The 16,246-nt window shown below is 61.7% G+C and carries 15 protein-coding genes; 6 read left to right on the top strand and 9 right to left on the bottom strand.

Translation table 11 applies throughout. From position 1 onward, the window contains the following. The 5 genes from WH87_RS00160 to cobM are packed head-to-tail and all read left to right on the top strand — an operon-like array spanning window position 1 to window position 4,067. Window positions 1–633, top strand: coding sequence for a precorrin-8X methylmutase (locus tag WH87_RS00160; RefSeq protein WP_046137871.1), 633 nt, complete (start codon window positions 1–3; stop codon window positions 631–633). Then, window positions 630–1,352 (top strand): precorrin-2 C(20)-methyltransferase, encoded by a 723-nt coding sequence (locus WH87_RS00165; protein ID WP_046137816.1) that lies wholly within the window; start codon window positions 630–632, stop codon window positions 1,350–1,352. Before WH87_RS00160 ends, WH87_RS00165 begins: the two co-directional genes overlap by 4 nt. After that, window positions 1,349–2,110: a precorrin-3B C(17)-methyltransferase gene (locus WH87_RS00170; protein ID WP_046137815.1), complete on the top strand. Its 762-nt coding sequence runs from the start codon at window positions 1,349–1,351 to the stop codon at window positions 2,108–2,110. The genes WH87_RS00165 and WH87_RS00170 overlap by 4 nt, the downstream gene beginning before the upstream one ends. Further along, window positions 2,107–3,312 carry a bifunctional cobalt-precorrin-7 (C(5))-methyltransferase/cobalt-precorrin-6B (C(15))-methyltransferase gene (locus WH87_RS00175; RefSeq protein ID WP_046137814.1) on the top strand — a complete coding sequence of 402 codons (1,206 nt, stop codon included), beginning with the start codon at window positions 2,107–2,109 and terminating at the stop codon, window positions 3,310–3,312. Before WH87_RS00170 ends, WH87_RS00175 begins: the two co-directional genes overlap by 4 nt. After that, window positions 3,309–4,067 (top strand): precorrin-4 C(11)-methyltransferase, encoded by a 759-nt coding sequence (cobM, locus tag WH87_RS00180; protein ID WP_046137870.1) that lies wholly within the window; start codon window positions 3,309–3,311, stop codon window positions 4,065–4,067. Before WH87_RS00175 ends, cobM begins: the two co-directional genes overlap by 4 nt. On the opposite strand, the gene WH87_RS00185 is transcribed toward cobM, so the two are convergent. From WH87_RS00185 to WH87_RS18655, 9 genes are all read right to left on the bottom strand, one after another. Next, on the bottom strand, window positions 4,064–5,281 hold the full coding sequence (locus WH87_RS00185) for an OpgC family protein (RefSeq protein ID WP_197410692.1): 1,218 nt from the start codon (window positions 5,279–5,281) through the stop codon (window positions 4,064–4,066). The genes cobM and WH87_RS00185 overlap by 4 nt on opposite strands. Beyond that, entirely contained in the window at window positions 5,268–7,025 is a 1,758-nt protein-coding gene (gene mdoH, locus WH87_RS00190) for a glucans biosynthesis glucosyltransferase MdoH (protein WP_046137813.1), read from the bottom strand. Before mdoH ends, WH87_RS00185 begins: the two co-directional genes overlap by 14 nt. A gap of 21 nt (window positions 7,026–7,046) precedes the next feature. Further along, entirely contained in the window at window positions 7,047–7,187 is a 141-nt protein-coding gene (locus WH87_RS19455) for a hypothetical protein (RefSeq protein WP_156167845.1), read from the bottom strand. Further along, entirely contained in the window at window positions 7,184–8,782 is a 1,599-nt protein-coding gene (locus WH87_RS00195; RefSeq protein WP_046137868.1) for a glucan biosynthesis protein, read from the bottom strand. Before WH87_RS00195 ends, WH87_RS19455 begins: the two co-directional genes overlap by 4 nt. A 226-nt stretch (window positions 8,783–9,008) precedes the next feature. After that, window positions 9,009–10,736: an ABC transporter ATP-binding protein gene (locus WH87_RS00200; RefSeq protein ID WP_046137812.1), complete on the bottom strand. Its 1,728-nt coding sequence runs from the start codon at window positions 10,734–10,736 to the stop codon at window positions 9,009–9,011. 33 nt (window positions 10,737–10,769) lie between these two features. Further along, window positions 10,770–11,087, bottom strand: coding sequence for a hypothetical protein (locus WH87_RS00205; RefSeq protein ID WP_046137811.1), 318 nt, complete (start codon window positions 11,085–11,087; stop codon window positions 10,770–10,772). 64 nt (window positions 11,088–11,151) lie between these two features. Further along, window positions 11,152–12,423, bottom strand: coding sequence for a porin (locus WH87_RS00210; RefSeq protein WP_046137810.1), 1,272 nt, complete (start codon window positions 12,421–12,423; stop codon window positions 11,152–11,154). A 242-nt stretch (window positions 12,424–12,665) separates the two neighbouring features. Beyond that, window positions 12,666–14,288 carry an ABC-F family ATP-binding cassette domain-containing protein gene (locus tag WH87_RS00215; protein WP_046137809.1) on the bottom strand — a complete coding sequence of 541 codons (1,623 nt, stop codon included), beginning with the start codon at window positions 14,286–14,288 and terminating at the stop codon, window positions 12,666–12,668. Window positions 14,289–14,434: 146 nt separating this feature from the next. Continuing rightward, window positions 14,435–14,866 (bottom strand): MarR family winged helix-turn-helix transcriptional regulator, encoded by a 432-nt coding sequence (locus tag WH87_RS18655; RefSeq protein WP_082092410.1) that lies wholly within the window; start codon window positions 14,864–14,866, stop codon window positions 14,435–14,437. 137 nt (window positions 14,867–15,003) lie between these two features. On the opposite strand from WH87_RS18655, the gene WH87_RS00225 reads away from it, so the two are divergent. Then, window positions 15,004–16,239: an HlyD family secretion protein gene (locus WH87_RS00225; protein WP_197410693.1), complete on the top strand. Its 1,236-nt coding sequence runs from the start codon at window positions 15,004–15,006 to the stop codon at window positions 16,237–16,239. Window positions 16,240–16,246: the final 7 nt, after the last annotated feature.

The raw sequence follows: 16,246 nt of genomic DNA on the forward strand, positions 1-16,246 counted from the left end.
ATGACCACATATGACTACATCAAGGACGGTGACGCGATTTACGCGCAGTCCTTCGCCATCATCAGGGCCGAAGCCGATCTCAGCGCTTTTGCGCCGGTTGAAGCCGAATTGGCGATCCGCATGATCCACGCCGCCGGTTCTGTCGAGGCAGCAGATCACTTTGAGTTTGGTCCCGGCTTCGTCGCGTCGGCGCGCGCTGCGCTCGCTGCTGGCGCCCCTATTTTCTGCGACGCCGAAATGGTGGCGCGCGGCGTGACTGCCGCCCGCCTCCCCGCCAATAACGACGTAATCTGCACGTTGCGCGATCCGCAAACGCCTGCACTCGCCGCCGAGATTGGCAACACGCGCTCTGCTGCCGCGCTCCGCCTCTGGCTCCCACGGCTGGCTGGTTCGGTCGTGGCGATCGGCAATGCGCCCACCGCGCTATTCTTCCTTCTTGAACTCCTGCGCGATGGCGCCCCCAAGCCGGCGGCCATCGTTGGCATGCCCGTGGGTTTCGTCGGCGCGGCGGAGTCAAAGGCGGCCCTGGCCGAGAATTCCTATGGCGTGCCCTATGCCATCGTGCGCGGTCGCCTGGGCGGTTCGGCCATGACGGCCGCAGCGCTCAATGCATTGGCGAGGCCTGGCATATGACCGGCAAACTGTTCGGTGTCGGCACCGGTCCGGGCGATCCAGAGCTGCTCACCCTCAAGGCGGCAAAGGCCATCAGCACTGCTGACGTGGTCGCCTATTTCGCCAAGCAGGGCAATGCGAGCAATGCCCGCGCCATCGTGGCAGAGCTGATCACCGGGCAGATCGAGGAACAACTCGGGTATCCGGTCACGACCGAGATCGACCGCCGCCACGAGGACTACAAGTCCGCCACATCGGGATTTTACGCAGAAGCCGCAGAGCGCGTTGCTGCCCATCTCGACGCCGGCCGCAATGTCGCTGTGCTGAGCGAAGGCGATCCGTTGTTTTACGGGAGCTACATGCATCTGCATGTTCGCCTTGCCCATCGCTACCCCACCGAGGTCATTCCGGGGATCACCGCAATGTCGGGCTGCTGGTCGACCGCTGGCCTGCCGCTGGTTCAAGGCGACGATATCCTATCGGTCCTGCCCGGCACACTCGACGAAGTCGATCTGCGCAGCCGCCTCGACAACACCGATGGTGCCGTAATTATGAAGGTGGGGCGCAATCTGCCCAAGATCCGCCGCGCCATTGAGGCCGCCGGACGGCTCGACGATGCGGTCTATGTCGAGCGTGGCACGATGGCCAATGGCCTCTCGATGCGCCTCGCTGACAAGCCCGATGACGTCGCGCCCTATTTCGCGCTCATCCTTGTGCCCGGATGGAGCAACCGTCCATGAGCGGCAAGTTGATCATCGTTGGCACGGGCCCCGGCAATCCCGATCAAACAACGCCGCAAGCCATCGCGGCCATAGAAGCCTCGTCGGTGTTCTTCGGCTATGGTCCCTATCTGGACCGGCTGACGCTGCGCGATGATCAGCGCCGCGTTGCCTCCGACAATCGCGAGGAACTGGCCCGCGCCAAAGATGCGTTGCACACCGCCGCTTCGGGCGAAAAGGTCTGCGTCGTCTCAGGTGGCGATCCCGGCGTCTTTGCCATGGCCGCGGCCGTCTGCGAAGCCATCGAGGCTGGCCCGCCGGCATGGCGTGCGCTCGATGTCGAAATCGTGCCTGGCGTCACCGCCATGCTGGCCGTCGCTGCCCGTGCCGGTGCGCCGCTGGGGCACGACTTCTGCGCCATCTCGCTTTCGGACAATCTCAAGCCATGGACAGTGATCGAGCAGCGTCTACGCGCCGTCGCGTCGGCTGGGCTGGTGATTGCGCTCTACAATCCCATCAGCAAGGCCCGTCCCTGGCAGTTGGGCACGGCCTTCGCCATTCTGCGCGAAGTGCTGCCTTGGGGCACGCCGGTCATCTTTGGCCGCGCCGCCGGACGCCCCGACGAGGCCATCACCGTCGTGTCGTTGGCCGATGCCGATGCGGCGACTGCCGACATGGCGACCTGCGTCATTATCGGCTCGCCCGAAACCCGCATCATCGAGCGCGAGGGCATGGCACCACTGGTCTATTCGCCCCGCTCGACAGGTGGCGCAAAATGAGCTGGCTCAGCATTGTTGGCATTGGTGAGGATGGGCTCGCCGGAATTGGCCAAGCCGCCACGGATGCGATTGCCAACGCCGAGATTGTCTTCGGCGGCGCGCGGCATCTCGAGCTTGCTGCTGCAGCCATAACCGGCGAGCAGCGCCTATGGCTCTCGCCCTTCTCGGCGTCCATCGAGGCCGTGATTGCCGAGCGCGGCCGCAAGGTCTGCGTGCTCGCCTCCGGCGATCCGTTCAACTTCGGCGTCGGCGCAACGCTCGCCCGGCATATCGATGCGTCCCAGATGGTGGTTTATCCCCACCCCTCTTCTTTCAGCCTTGCCGCTGCCCGCGTCGGCTGGCCGCTGCAGGATGTGCTCACGCTCTCGCTGCATGGTCGTCCGCTCGATCTGCTCCGCCCGCATCTGCACACCGGTACGCGCATTCTGGCGCTGACATCAGACGAAAAAGGCCCAGCGGCCATCGCCGCCCTGCTCACCGAGGCAGGCTTTGGCATTTCCATCGTCACGGTGCTTGAGGCGCTTGGCGGTCCCAGCGAAAAGATGCGCAGCCACGTCGCTATGGCTTTTGACATCAAAGACATCGACCCGCTCAACGTGTGCGCCATCAGCGTCGTCGCCCTGCCTGGCGCGCGCGTCCTGCCACTGACGCCGGGGCTCGACGACTCCTTGTTCGAACATGACGGTCAGATCACCAAGCGCGACGTCCGCGCGCTCACATTGTCCGCACTCGCGCCCCGCCGTGGCGAGACCCTGTGGGATATTGGCGCCGGGTCCGGCTCGATCGCCATTGAATGGATGCTGGCGGATACCAACCTGCGCGCCATCGCCATCGAAGCCGACCCAGAACGAGCCGCCCGCATTGGCCGCAATGCCAACGCCTTCGGCGTACCCGACCTCAAGGTGATAACGGGAACTGCCCCCGATGCGCTTACAGGTCTAGAGCCACCTCATGCCATTTTCGTCGGCGGCGGTGGTTCCGATCCCGGCGTGATCGACAATGCGCTTGCGGCCCTCCGCCCCGGTGGGCGCCTTGTGGCCAATGCGGTGACGCTGGAGATGGAAGCCATTCTCCTCGCCCGTCACGCAGAAATAGGCGGCAACCTCACCCGCATCGAGGTATCGCGCGCTGGCGCCATCGGATCAATGACTGGCTGGCGGCCTGCCATGCCGATCACACAATGGGTTTGGACGCGGTCATGAAGGTACATTTCATCGGTGCCGGTCCCGGCGCTGCCGACCTCATCACCGTGCGCGGTCGTGACCTGCTCGCCGCCTGCCCGGTGTGCCTTTATGCCGGCTCCATCGTGCCGCCCGAGATGTTGGCGTGGTGCGGACCCAATACACGCCTCGTCGACACCGCCCCGCTTTCGCTTAACGAGATCGAGGCCGAATATGCCAAGGCCGCAGCGGCTGGCGAGGACGTCGCCCGCCTGCACTCGGGCGACCTGTCGGTCTGGAGCGCCATCGCAGAACAGATGCGCCGCCTCGACCGCTTGGGCATCGCCTACACCTTAACGCCGGGGGTACCCGCTTTTGCGGCAGCGGCCGCAGCGCTTGGTCGCGAGTTGACCATTCCTGCCGAAGCCCAAAGCCTCGTCCTGACACGCGTGTCAGGCCGCGCTTCGCCAATGCCGGAGCGCGAGAATCTCGCAGCCTTTGGCGCGACCGGCGCGACGCTGGCGATCCACCTTGCCATCCACGCACTGGATCGCATCGTCGCCGAACTGATGCCGCACTATGGCGCTGATTGCCCGGTGGCCATCGTCGCACACGCGTCCTGGCCCAACCAGAAGATCGTCAAAGGCACGCTGGCCGATATCGAAGCCCGCTTCGCAGCCGATCCCGTCGAGCGCACCGCCATTGTGTTTGTCGGGCGGGGCTTAGGTGCCGAGGATTTCCGCGAAAGCTCGCTTTACGATCCCGATTACCAGCGGCGCTTCCGCGACCGCCTCTAGGGCTTGGCGGCGCGCGAGACGTCCTGCGTTTTGGTCAGGGCCCAGGCCAGTAGCCAGAGCGCGAGGAGGCCCCCGCCCAGGATCATCCCGTCGAACAGCGGATCGGGTTGGCGGGGCGATTTGACGGTCTGCAGGACCATGCTGATCACCGTGCCCACCGCAAACACCGGCAAGCCCTGACGCCCCAGCAGGCGCAGGGGTGCAGCAATGGCCGAACTCGCCACCCTACGCATAATCGGCAAATGGCCCAGCACGTAGAACAGTGCCAGCGCATGCAGCAAACGCGGCAGCGCGAGGAAGGTCTTGTCGAACCAGGTCACGTAGAACGGCAGGCCGGCATCGGCGAGGAAGCGCATGCTATCGAGCCCCGCCCGGCCGATCACCGGCACTTTGACCCACGCCAGCACCAACAGCAAAAATCCAAGCGCGAGAGCAAACAGCACCGGATGGTAAGGAATGAAGCGCTTGCCGACTTTCATGGCCGCGCCCGACAACAGTCCGATCACAAAAAGGATCTGCCAGGAAAACGGATTGAAGAACCAGCCGCCTGAATTGGGATAGTTGGGCAGGTTGATGCGGAACTGTCCAGCAAGCGCCCAGATGACAATCGACAGTGCAAGCATCAGCCAAGGCTTGCGCAATCCGATGATCAGCACCAGAGGTGCGACGAGCAACAGCATCATGTAGAGCGGCAGGATATTGAGATAGCCAAGCTGATGGGTCAGCAAGGGGATGCCAACCAGGGCACTCAGCGGTTCCTTGAACAGCGGCGCGGCATTATTGACGGTCAGCATGCGCGGAATATCGAACCACTTCGCCGCCGCCGCAAAGATGGCCAGCGACAGCATGGTGATGGCGATGTGCACGAAATAGAGCTGGCGTGCGCGCGCCCATACCTTGGCGATTGCGGCCCACAGATTGCCGGTCCGGAAACGGTTGGAATAGGCTAGCCCTGCTGCAAGGCCCGACATGAAAACAAAGGCTTCCGCCGCGTCAGAGAAGCCGAAATTGCGGCTGGTAAACGTCTCGTAGATGGTGCCGGGCACGTGGTTGATGAAGATCATCACCAGAGCGATGCCCCGGAACATGTCGAGCCGCGCATCCCGGCCTACGGGCTGGGTCACTGTTTCCGCCGCCGGTGTCCAGATCGAGCGGATCCAGTTTGATCCGAGCAAGCCAGCAGCACGATGGGTTTGAGCGTCAGGCATGGACATGGCCAATCCCCTCCGCAAGTGTCGTCCCGGCTGGCTCGCCCTGCTCCAGCCAGGCGGCCAGAATGACGCGCTGCTGGACGATCACGGGCGACGGCACAATCTCGAGATCGGTGCGAAACAGGCTGGGCACTTTGGGCTTTCTGGGTGGGTGTGAACTAAAGGCAATCAGCAGCGGCGCAATGATGGCCGGCAACATCGCCGGAGCGACCCAAATGGCGATGGTTGGCGCGAACAGAATGGTGCTGCCCAGCGTCGCCACGCCCAGCAGCACGATCCACCAGCTCGCAGAGAAAGAATCCCGCAGGCTCAGCCAGTTTTGACCGCGTTTTGTGGCGGGCCAGCCGCCATCAATGCCGAGCAGCACCTGTGCCACGGCGCGGCTTTGCAGCAGCAACATCACCGGGGCCAGAATGGTCGAGAAAACGATCTCGCCCACGATGGAGCCAAGTACGCGCACATTGCCGCCAAATCGGCGATTACGGCCATCGACCGCGCCACGCAGAAAGATCATGAACTTCGGGATCACCAGCACAGCCGCGACCGCAGCGCCCAGAACCCACATGCTGATCGGCGTGGGATCGAACCCCGCAAACATCGGCTGAGGATTGGGGAAAATGGCGGCCGCGATGCTGGTCGCCAACAGGGCCAGCCACAGCGGCGACGCCAGATAGGCCATGATGCCCTGAACGAAGGTGAACCGACTCCAGAATTTCAGCCCTGGCGCACCGATCAGTCGGCGATGTTGCAGATTGCCCTGACACCAGCGGCGATCGCGCTTGGCATATTCAATGAGATTTTCCGGGCCCTCTTCAAAGGACCCGCCAAGGTTCGGATCAACCTGTACCTTCCATCCCGCCCGCGACAGCAGTGCGGCCTCAACATAGTCATGGCTGAGGATATGCCCGCCAAACGGTGGCTTGCCCGACAGCTCGGGCAGCCCACAACTTGCGGCGAAAGCTTTGACGCGCACAATGGCGTTGTGGCCCCAATACGGCCCTTCATTGCCCTGCATCACGGCCGCGCCGCGCGCAAAGGCGGGCGACAGATAGCCGGCGGAAAACTGCATGGAGCGCCCAAACAGGGTCTGCGCATGGATGATCTGCGGCAGGGTCTGCAACAGACCAAGCGAGGCATCACCATCCATGCGCCGCGCCAGCTCGGCAATCGTCGCGCCTTCCATCAGGCTGTCCGCATCCAGGATCAGCGCATAATCATAGGCCGCCCCCGAACGCTCGATGAAGTCTTCGATATTGCCGGCCTTGCGCCCGATATTGCGTTCGCGGCGGCGATAGAAAATGCGGCCATCGCTCATCGGCTCAGCCAGCAATTGCTGAAACCAGACCATTTCGGCGCGCGCGTTCTCGGGCTGCTGGGTGTCAGAGAGCACGGCGATGTGAAAGCGCTCGGCGACGCCAAGCTCGATCAGGCTGCGGTTCATCGCGGCAATACGGGCGAAAGTCTCGACCGGGTTTTCATTGTAGATCGGCACGAGGATGGCCGTCATGCCCTGCGGCGTGTCGTTGGAGAGAACCGCCCGACGCGACGGCACGAACACGCCGAGGACGGCCGCTGCACCGCCCCACACCAGCCAGAAGGCACTGAAGGTCATTAAGACGGCCCGCGCCACATCGAGCGCCGTCAGTCCACCTTCACCGGTAAAACGCAAAAACAGATAGCCGCCTGCTCCGCTCAGGCACAGAGCGGCGAGCAGCGCGGTGGTGCGGGTCAGTATCGACCGGGTCATTGAATATAAAGGCCAGTCTATTTAGCGGCTTGAAAACACCAGGAACACGTCCCTGAGCGCGCCGAACAGCGAGCGGCGCGAGGGCTCTAGCTGCTGCTTTGGCATGGCGAGGGGGGCGTCGGGCAAAACGTTGGCGTGGGCGAATTGGCGGTCGTACTTCATACCATCGGCCTCCACTGATAGAGCCAGGTCTCAGTCACCGCGCGACCCATGGCGACGAGATAGGCCTTGAGTTCGAGGGGCGTCGTGCCATCGATCTCGACATCGAGCACCAGGCGCCAAGCGCCATTGGCATCAACTCGAGACAGCGTGAAATTGCGCAGCACGCCGCCACTGACCGTGCTCAGCACGTCGATCTGTGTGCCCTTCGGCAGGGCATCGATCTGGCCGCCTTTGAAGTCGACAACGAATTTGCGCAGGTTGGCTGCGCTTGCCACGCCCGATACGCCACCAACACCGGCGCGGGTCTCGGCTACATAAGCGGTCGGGCCATCGGCCACGGGGTCAAGATTGCCCCAGATCTGGCGGTAGTTGTATTCGCGCTCCTGCCCGGCCACCGCTGGCTCGGACGGAACCCAGAAGGCGACCATATTGTCGTCCGCTTCCAGACGCGCCGGAATTTCAATGAGGCGGATAGTGCCCTGCCCCCATTCGCCCTGCGGCTCGACACGCACCGATGGACGGCGCTCATAGTGCGCACCGGCGTCCTGATAGTTCTCGAAATCGCGGCCACGCTGGTACAGCCCAAACGCCTTGGGGTTGTTCTCCCAGAGATACGAGTTGCCGAGCGTTGGCGTATTGTTCAGCGCGCGCCACAGCACTTCGCCGCTGGCGCGTTCAACCAACAGACCATTGCTGTCGTGCACCTGAGGGCGATAGTCGTCAAAGCCGCCACGATTGGCATCGCCATAAAGGAACATCGAGGTCAGCGGGGCTACACCCAGTTCCTTGACGTCGCTGCGGAAGTAGAGCCGCGCGGTCACGTCGATGACCGTTTCCTGCACAGTCTCGCTGGCTGGGTTGATGACGAAGCGATAGGCGCCGGTCACGCTCTGGCTGTCGAGTGCAGCGTAAACCGTCAGCGGGCCCTGCCCGGTCGGCTTCTCGATGAAGAATTCAGAGAAGCGCGGAAATTCTTCCGGCAGATCGATCCAGGAATTGATCACCACGCCGCGCGCGCTCAGCCCGTAGATATTGTCGCGCCCCAACGCGCGGTAATAGCTCGCGCCCAGAAACGAGATGAGCTCGTCATAGGCACCGGTGCGATTGAGCGGATGGTTGATGCGGAAACCGGCAACGCCCGGGAAGTCCTGCGCATGAGCGGCAGCACTAATGGCGTCGTCGTGATATTCGAAATCATCGGCGGAGAAGCCGATCGAATGGGCATTACCCTCGACAATCTCGTAGACCTTCACCGGCTCAGCATAGAGCCAGCCGAGGTGAAAGCCCTGAATGCGGTAGCCATTGTCATCGGCCAGCCACTTGCTCATCTCGGGTTTGAACTGGATCAGCCGATAGCTGTCATAATCCAGCCCTTTGAAGCTCTCGGGCATGCTCGCCGTAAGCGGGCTGTAAGGCGTCGCGGCCATAGCCTTCATGCGCTGGCTGAAGCTGTCGAAATCGAAGGTAAACTCGACCGGCAAGTCCTGCTGGGCCCAGGCGCGGGTGCTTAGCGATGTTGCGGAGAGAAGGACAAGGGCTGCGCCCGCGAAAAGCACAGTGCGACGATTAGGCTGGCTGTGGGATGGACGCTGCAACAAACACTACCCGAACTAAGATTGAGCCTTGGTCTTTCGGCAAAATCGAAACGCGGGATAGCCACAAAAGTTGTCGCATAGGTGTCATGCAGTCTGTGTATGGCGCAGTCTCGCCACATTAAGCGCTAAGGCACACAGAAACCGGGGCATTGCACAGAGATTCGCGGCAGCGCGAAGAGAAAGGCCTTTTAGGACCTTCCCCGCGCCGCCGCTACGCGTTGACGGACTAGTGATTGGCCAGGTAGCCAAACTGGGCTTTGTGCAGACGGGCGTAAGCCGCGTCTTTGGCTAGCAGGGCGTCGTGGGTTCCCTCTTCCACAATACCGGTCTCATCGATAACGACGATTCGATCAGCATGCTGGATCGTCGCCAGGCGGTGGGCAATGACCAGCGTGGTACGGCCTTCCGACAGTTCGGCCAGCGAACGCTGGATGGCCACTTCCGTAGCGGTATCCAGTGCCGAGGTCGCCTCATCGAGGATCAGGATCGGCGGGTTCTTGAGGAAGATGCGGGCAATCGCCACGCGCTGCTTCTGGCCACCCGACAGTTTCACGCCACGCTCGCCGACCATGGTGTCCAGACCTTCGGGCAGACGCGCGATAACGGTGTCAAAACGGGCGCGGCGTGCCGCTTCCATGATGGCTTCGTCGCTGGCGCCCAGCTGACCATAGGCGATGTTCTCGCGAATGGTGCCGCCGAACAGGAACACGTCCTGCTGCACAATGCCGATCTGGCTGCGCAGCGAAGACTGCGTCACATCGCGAATGTCGATGCCATCAATCGAGATCGAACCGCTATCGAGTTCGTAGAACCGTGGCAGCAGCGAGCACAGCGTCGTCTTGCCCGCCCCGGATGGTCCAACGATGGCGACAGTTTCGCCGGCATGGACAACCAGATTGAGGTTCTCCAGCACCTTGCGTCCGGTTTCATAAGAGAAGGCAGCGTCCTTGAAGACGATGTCACCCTTGAAGCTGGACACGACCTTGGCGTCCTTGCGGTCGGCAATGTCAGGATCGGTGTCGATCAGGTTGGTGAAGCGGCGGAAACCGGCAATGCCCTTTGGATAGCTTTCCAGCACACCGGTGATCTTGTCGATCGGGCGCAGGAAGACTTCGACCAGCAAGAGGAAGCTGACAAAGCCGCCATAGGTCATCTCGCCCTGCACAACCAGCCACGAACCAGCCAGCAGAACCATCAGCTGCACGAGGCGTGTGCTGAGATAGGTGATGGTGATGCTTGCCGTCATGATGGCGTAGGCGCGCACCTTGGTGGTCTTGTAGGCATTGTTGTTGCCGGCAAAGAGCTTGGCTTCGTGCCCTTCGTTGGCGAAGGCCTTCACGACGCGAATGCCGCCGATGGAGTCTTCAACGCGGGTGTTGAACTCACCGACGCGGCCAAACAGCTCCTGCCAGTTCAGCGTCAACTGCGAACCGTATTTGCTGACCAGCCAGGTGACGATCGGCACCACGATGGTGGTGATCAGCGCCAATTTCCAGTTGGTGACGAACATCAGGAAAAACGCGCCGAAGAACGTCATCACGGCGAGGAAGATATCTTCGGGACCGTGATGGGCCACTTCGCCCACGTCTTCCAGGTCCTTGGTCACGTGGGTGATCAGGTGACCGGTCTTATGATTGTCAAAGAAGCGGAAGCTGAGCTTTTGCAGGTGGTCGAACACCTGACGGCGCATATCGGTCTCGATGGAGACGCCCAGGACGTGGCCGAAATAGTTGACCACGGCATGCAGCACAGCGTTGACCGCATAGATGCCCAGCAGCGCCGCACCGGCAATCAGGATAAACCCGAACTCGGAGCGCGGCAGCAGGGTGTCGATGAAGTATGCGACCGCCAGCGGGAAAACGAGTTCAAGCAGACCCGCAAGGACCGCACACCCGAAGTCGAGGAAGAACAGACCCTTGTAGGGGGCGTAGTAAGAGAAGAACCGCTTCAGCATAGAAAGTCACAAACTCGAATAGAGGTGGGAGCGTCAGCCATGGCCAACAGGCAGCACTGAGAGCAGGTCATACAACTCGTCACTCTCTTCACACGCTGCATTTGCCGCAATTGCCTGCTGCAAGGCAATGATATCGGTCAATTCATGCGGCGCCCAGCCACATTGGCAGCCGTGCGGATCGAGATGGGCGTCCGCGACCTCGCGGTAAATCGACCCCATCGCCGCAGCGATACACTCGAGCGCCTCGATGGGCGACATGCGCGATGACGCCAGGGCGCCGGAATAAGATGCCAGCAAAGCGGCCCGAACGGCCGTGAATGCTGCATCGCGATCAAATATGTGCCGGGACATTTTGGGTCTCCAAATGGCAATGAAGGGCGCCGCGTGCGGCACCCTTCGGTTCATGCATGGGGTATTAGTCGAAAGACTTGGAGGCCGTGAAGGAGGCCTTGTAGGCACCAAGGGTGTTGGCAGCGAGGCCAGCCGTCGCTTCAAAACCGCCGCCTGGGGTCCAGGTGGTTTCGATCAGAGCGTCGAAGATGGACTGCTCGCCATTGACGGCGCCTGCACCGACCCAGACATTGCCAACTTCAGCGGCAAGCTTGATCGCCTCGGTGGCCTTGTATTCAACGCGGCCGCGCAGCTCGATGCCTTCGTCGTTGGAGACGGAGGTGTCAGTGTCGAGGTAGCGCAGGGCCAGCTGAAGCTTGGTGGCGTCGTTCAGGTTCGCCGAACCGGAAACCACAGCGCCCCACTCACGCTCGGACGTTGCATCGACTGCGGCGGCCAGCGAGAACAGATCGAAGGTTGCTTCGCCGCTCAGCAGACCATTCCACCAACCTTCATTGTTGGCAGCGAATGCAGCGCGTGCCTTGAAGATGTCGAAGGTTGCGGTCAGGCCGGTGTGAACGCCGAACTTCTCAACCTTGCCGTCGAGGATATCGATCGCAGCCAGGGTCACGTGACCGGAGAGCGCATCGCTCGAATAACTCACGACGCCGACCAGGTTGCCACGCTCGTCGAGAGCTTCAAGACCAGCACCGACTTTGAAGCCGTTTCCGAGATCGGAGAGGATCTGGATGGAGTGGTTCTTGTCGCTGAACTCGCCGAATGCGTCATTGTCGAATGCAACGCCACCAATGTCGTCAGCAATCCAGGGCGAAAGCCAACCGAACGCAGAGTCGTCATCGAGGTTGGCGATCGAGTCCTGCAGACCGGCCGAGACCACCGTAGTGTCGCCAACCGACACGTAGGCATAGTTGATCTTGAAGCCCTTGCCGGAATCATCGAGCACGCCGTTTTCGTAGTAAGCTTCGTTGAAGCCTTTGAGTTCGATAACGGCCTTGGCGGGGCCGAAATCGGTGGACGAAACGCCCGTCGCGGTCAGGAAGGACTCGACGTAGGAATCCCAGTCGTTGTTCGCCAGCGGCTCATCGATGTCCACAAAGCCGTCGCCGTAAGCGAGCTTCTTGCTGCCGATGAGGTCGCGGGAGCCTTTGAACTTACCGAAGTAGAACTCGTAGTACACGTTGCCGCTGATCTGCAGGCAGTTGGTGTCCGAGGAAATGGTCAGCCCGCTCAGACCAAGGGTGTCGCAGACATCGAGCGAGGTCAGCACGCCGAGATCGGCTGCGTAAGACGGGGTAGCCACAAGTGCGGTGGCCAGGAAAATAGTGTGTAGTTTCATATAAGTGCCCCAAACGTCCGTAGTGACGCTGGAGACCCATGCCCCACTTTCGCATCAAAGTGGAGTCTGATTCTCATCTTTATGCGCAGCTTGGGCTGGAAGCGTTGCAGCAGGGCAACATATATGACCTTTATAATCATGATATTGGACGACTGCACGGAAAATCGTACGCATAGCAAAGCGCCCCCTCCCTGTTCGGGAGGGGGCGCGACTATCCGGCGTGGAGATTCGGTGTCTGTTTTTTAGCTGCGGAGGCCCGGCGCTTCCTGTCCGGTGCTCTGCACATATTCGGTGTAGCCACCGCCATAGGTGCGAACGCCCTCGCTGGTCAGTTCCAGCACGCGATTTGACAGCGCAGCGAGGAAATGGCGGTCGTGGCTGACGAACAGCATGGTGCCTTCATAGGCGCTGAGCGCAGTGATCAGCATTTCCTTGGTGGCGATATCAAGGTGGTTGGTCGGCTCGTCGAGCACCAGGAAGTTCGGGGGATCGAACAGCATGATGGCCATGACCAGTCGCGCCTTTTCGCCACCCGAGAGCACGCGGCACTTCTTGTCCATCTCGTCGCCCGAGAAGCCAAAGCACCCGGCAAGCGCCCGCAGTGGCGCCTGGCCCGACTGCGGGAAGGTATCCTGCAACTGCTCGAACACGGTGCGATCACCATCGAGAATGTCCATGGCGTGCTGGGCGAAGTAGCCCACTTTCACGCTTGGGCCACGTGACACCGTGCCTGCATCAGGATCCGTCGTTCCGGTGATCAGCTTGAGCAGCGTGGATTTGCCCGCGCCGTTGACGCCCATGATGCACCAGCGCTCCTTGCGGCGGACATGGAAGTCCAGCCCGTCATAGATCGTGCGGCTGCCATAGCTTTTGCTGACGCCCTTGAGCTGGGCCACGTCTTCACCTGAACGGGGCGCGGGACGGAATTCGAAGTCCACCACCTGGCGGCGCTTTGGCGGCTCGACGCGATCGATCTTGTCGAGCTTTTTCACCCGGCTCTGCACCTGCGCCGCGTGCGAAGCGCGCGCCTTGAAGCGGGCGATGAAATCCAGTTCCTTGGCGAGCATGGCCTGCTGGCGCTCAAACTGGGCCTGCTGGTTCTTTTCCGCGATGGCCCGCTGCTGCTGGTAAAATTCGTAGTTGCCAGAATAGGTGGTCAGCGAGCCGGCGTCGATCTCGACGATCTTGGTGCAGATGCGGTTCATGAATTCGCGGTCGTGCGAGGTCATGAACAGGGCGCCGGAATAGTTCTGCAGGAAATCTTCAAGCCAGATCAGGCTTTCGATATCCAAGTGGTTGCTTGGTTCGTCGAGCAGCAGCGCATCAGGGCGCATCAGCAGGATGCGGGCCAGCGCCACGCGCATTTTCCATCCGCCTGACAGCTTGCCAACGTCACCGTCCATCATTTCCTGGCTGAAGCCGAGGCCATCGAGCACTTCGCGGGCGCGGCCGTCCAGCGAATAGCCATCCAGCTCTTCAAACTGATGCTGGACCTCGCCATAGCGCTCAATGATGGTGTCCATCTCGTCGGCCTTGTCGGGGTCGCCCATATCGGCTTCGAGGGCGCGCATTTCCGTAATCAGCGCGCTGACCGGCCCGGCCCCGTCCATCACCTCAGTTACGACACTGCGACCCGACATTTCGCCAACTTCCTGGCTGAAATATCCGATGGTGACCCCGCGATCGACTGCAACCTGGCCTTCATCGGGCTGCTCCTGCCCGGTGATCATGCGGAACAATGTCGTCTTGCCGGCCCCGTTCGGGCCCACAAGGCCGATCTTCTCGCCCTTCTGAAGGGCTGCCGAGGCGTCGATAAACACGATCTGTTTACCGTTTTGCTTGCCGATGCTTTCGAGACGAATCATGCTTTTGGGAACCTGAAATCGGACTGAGCGCCGCGCCACGAATGTCGCGGGCGCATGAGAAGGTGTCCGTAAATCACTCAAGACCCAATCGCGCAAGCCGCGCGGGCGCATTTCAGCTGCCCAGCGCGCTCAAAGCACCAAGCCAGTCAGACCGTCTTAGTGTCAAAGCCGTCGGACACCTTTGTGGTCAGCCCGATCATCTGCTCAAGAAAACTCGCGACAACCTTCAGATTGTCCTCGGACAATTCCTCTGTAATGGCCGAATAGACCTGCTCGATCTCGCGATAGCGCGCAATCGGCTCAGCCGCTTTCTCTATGTCCAGCTCGATCAGCACACTGCGGCGATCCTCCGGGTTGGGGAGGCGGCGAATGTAGCCCGCCCGCTCCAGCCGATCCAGCAGCGCAGTACCCGAGCCAGACGACAGCCCCAGATAGGAAATCACCTGTGTCGGGCTGACCGGGCCATTGGTCCGGTAGAGAAATGAGATGCAGCTGAAATCGGTGGGGTGCAGGCGCTGTTCGCGCGCAGCTCGCTCACGCGCCGATTCAATGGCGCGGATCATGCCCTGTAGAGCCATGCCCACTCTCCTGGTCACAACCTCGCGGCTGTCCACACCACTTGACGATACCTCGTCCACTATATATCTCCACCATCAAGATACCAGATAGTAGAGCTATACCGGATTTCGGGATAGCTCAACCCACGGAGCCAACGATGTCGCCCGCCAATGCAAAAGCCGCAAGTCCGGAGTCACCGGCCCATGCCAATGACACCCTGCCCGCGCGCGTCGATCCGACAGTCGAATCCCCGCCTGAGACAACTGAAGCGGCCGCAATGCCGCCAGTCGTCGAGGCCGAAGCTGAGCCTGAAACCAAACCGGCCCGCCGCCCCAATCCTGCGCGCAAGGTGGCTATTGCCGTGCTCGGCATCCTGTTTGGCGGGCTGGGCTGGCATGTCGCGAGCGATCTGCTCGCCCCCGGCAGCGCCACCGGCTCGGTGACGGCCTTCACCGCCATGGTGGCGCCACGCACAGCCGGCCAGGTCAGCGCCGTACTGGTCGCAGACAACCAGTTCGTCAAAGCCGGCGACCAGCTGTTCCAGCTTGATCTGGCCCCGTTTGATCTGGCCGTGCGTCAGGCCGAGGCAAACCTCGCGCAGGTCTTGCAGACCGTTGACGCCTCCGTTGTCTCGCTGGTTTCCACCGAAGCCAAGGTCGAGCAGGCAAAGGCGACGCTGGAAAGCACACAGATCACCACACAACGCACGCTGGATCTGTTTGATCGTGGCCTGACTTCGCAGGCGCAGGTCGACACGGCAAACGCCCAGCTCGCCAATGCCCGCTCTGCCCTCAGCGCCGTACAGGCCGACCTCGACAGCGCCCGCGTCCGCGCTGGCACCAGCGAAACAGTCAACCCGCAGGTCCTGGCGTCACAGGTGCAGCTCGAGCAGGCCCAGCTCAACCGCTCCTTCGCCACCGTCACGGCCCCAACCGATGGCGTCATCACCAATCTCAAACTGGCCGTCGGCCAATACGTCAATGCGGGCTCGCCGGCCCTCACCTTCATCGAAAGCGACAGCCCATGGGTTGTGGTCGATATGCGGGAGAACCAGCTGGCAAATATCCAGGTCGGTGATCCGGCCAGCGTGCTGTTCGACGCCCTGCCCGGCCGTTCCTATGAAGGCCGCGTGCGCAGCGTCGCCTGGGGCATCGACACCGGCCGCACCGCCGCCAATGGTCTGCCGCAAAATCAGGCCATGGCCCGCTGGTTCGAGCCCGCTCGCACCATCCCCGTCCATATCGAGCTGACCGACGCGCAGGAATGGCCACGCAATGTCCGCGTCGGCTCCAAGGCCAGCGCGGTTGTGTTCGCCAATGGCGGTGGTAACCCGGTGTCGGCCGTCGCGAGCTTTCTGCAGACCATCCAGTCCTACCTCTCGTATCTCTACTAGGGCGGGA

It is taken from the genome of Devosia epidermidihirudinis (assembly GCF_000971295.1).
GTDB lineage: Bacteria > Pseudomonadota > Alphaproteobacteria > Rhizobiales > Devosiaceae > Devosia > Devosia epidermidihirudinis.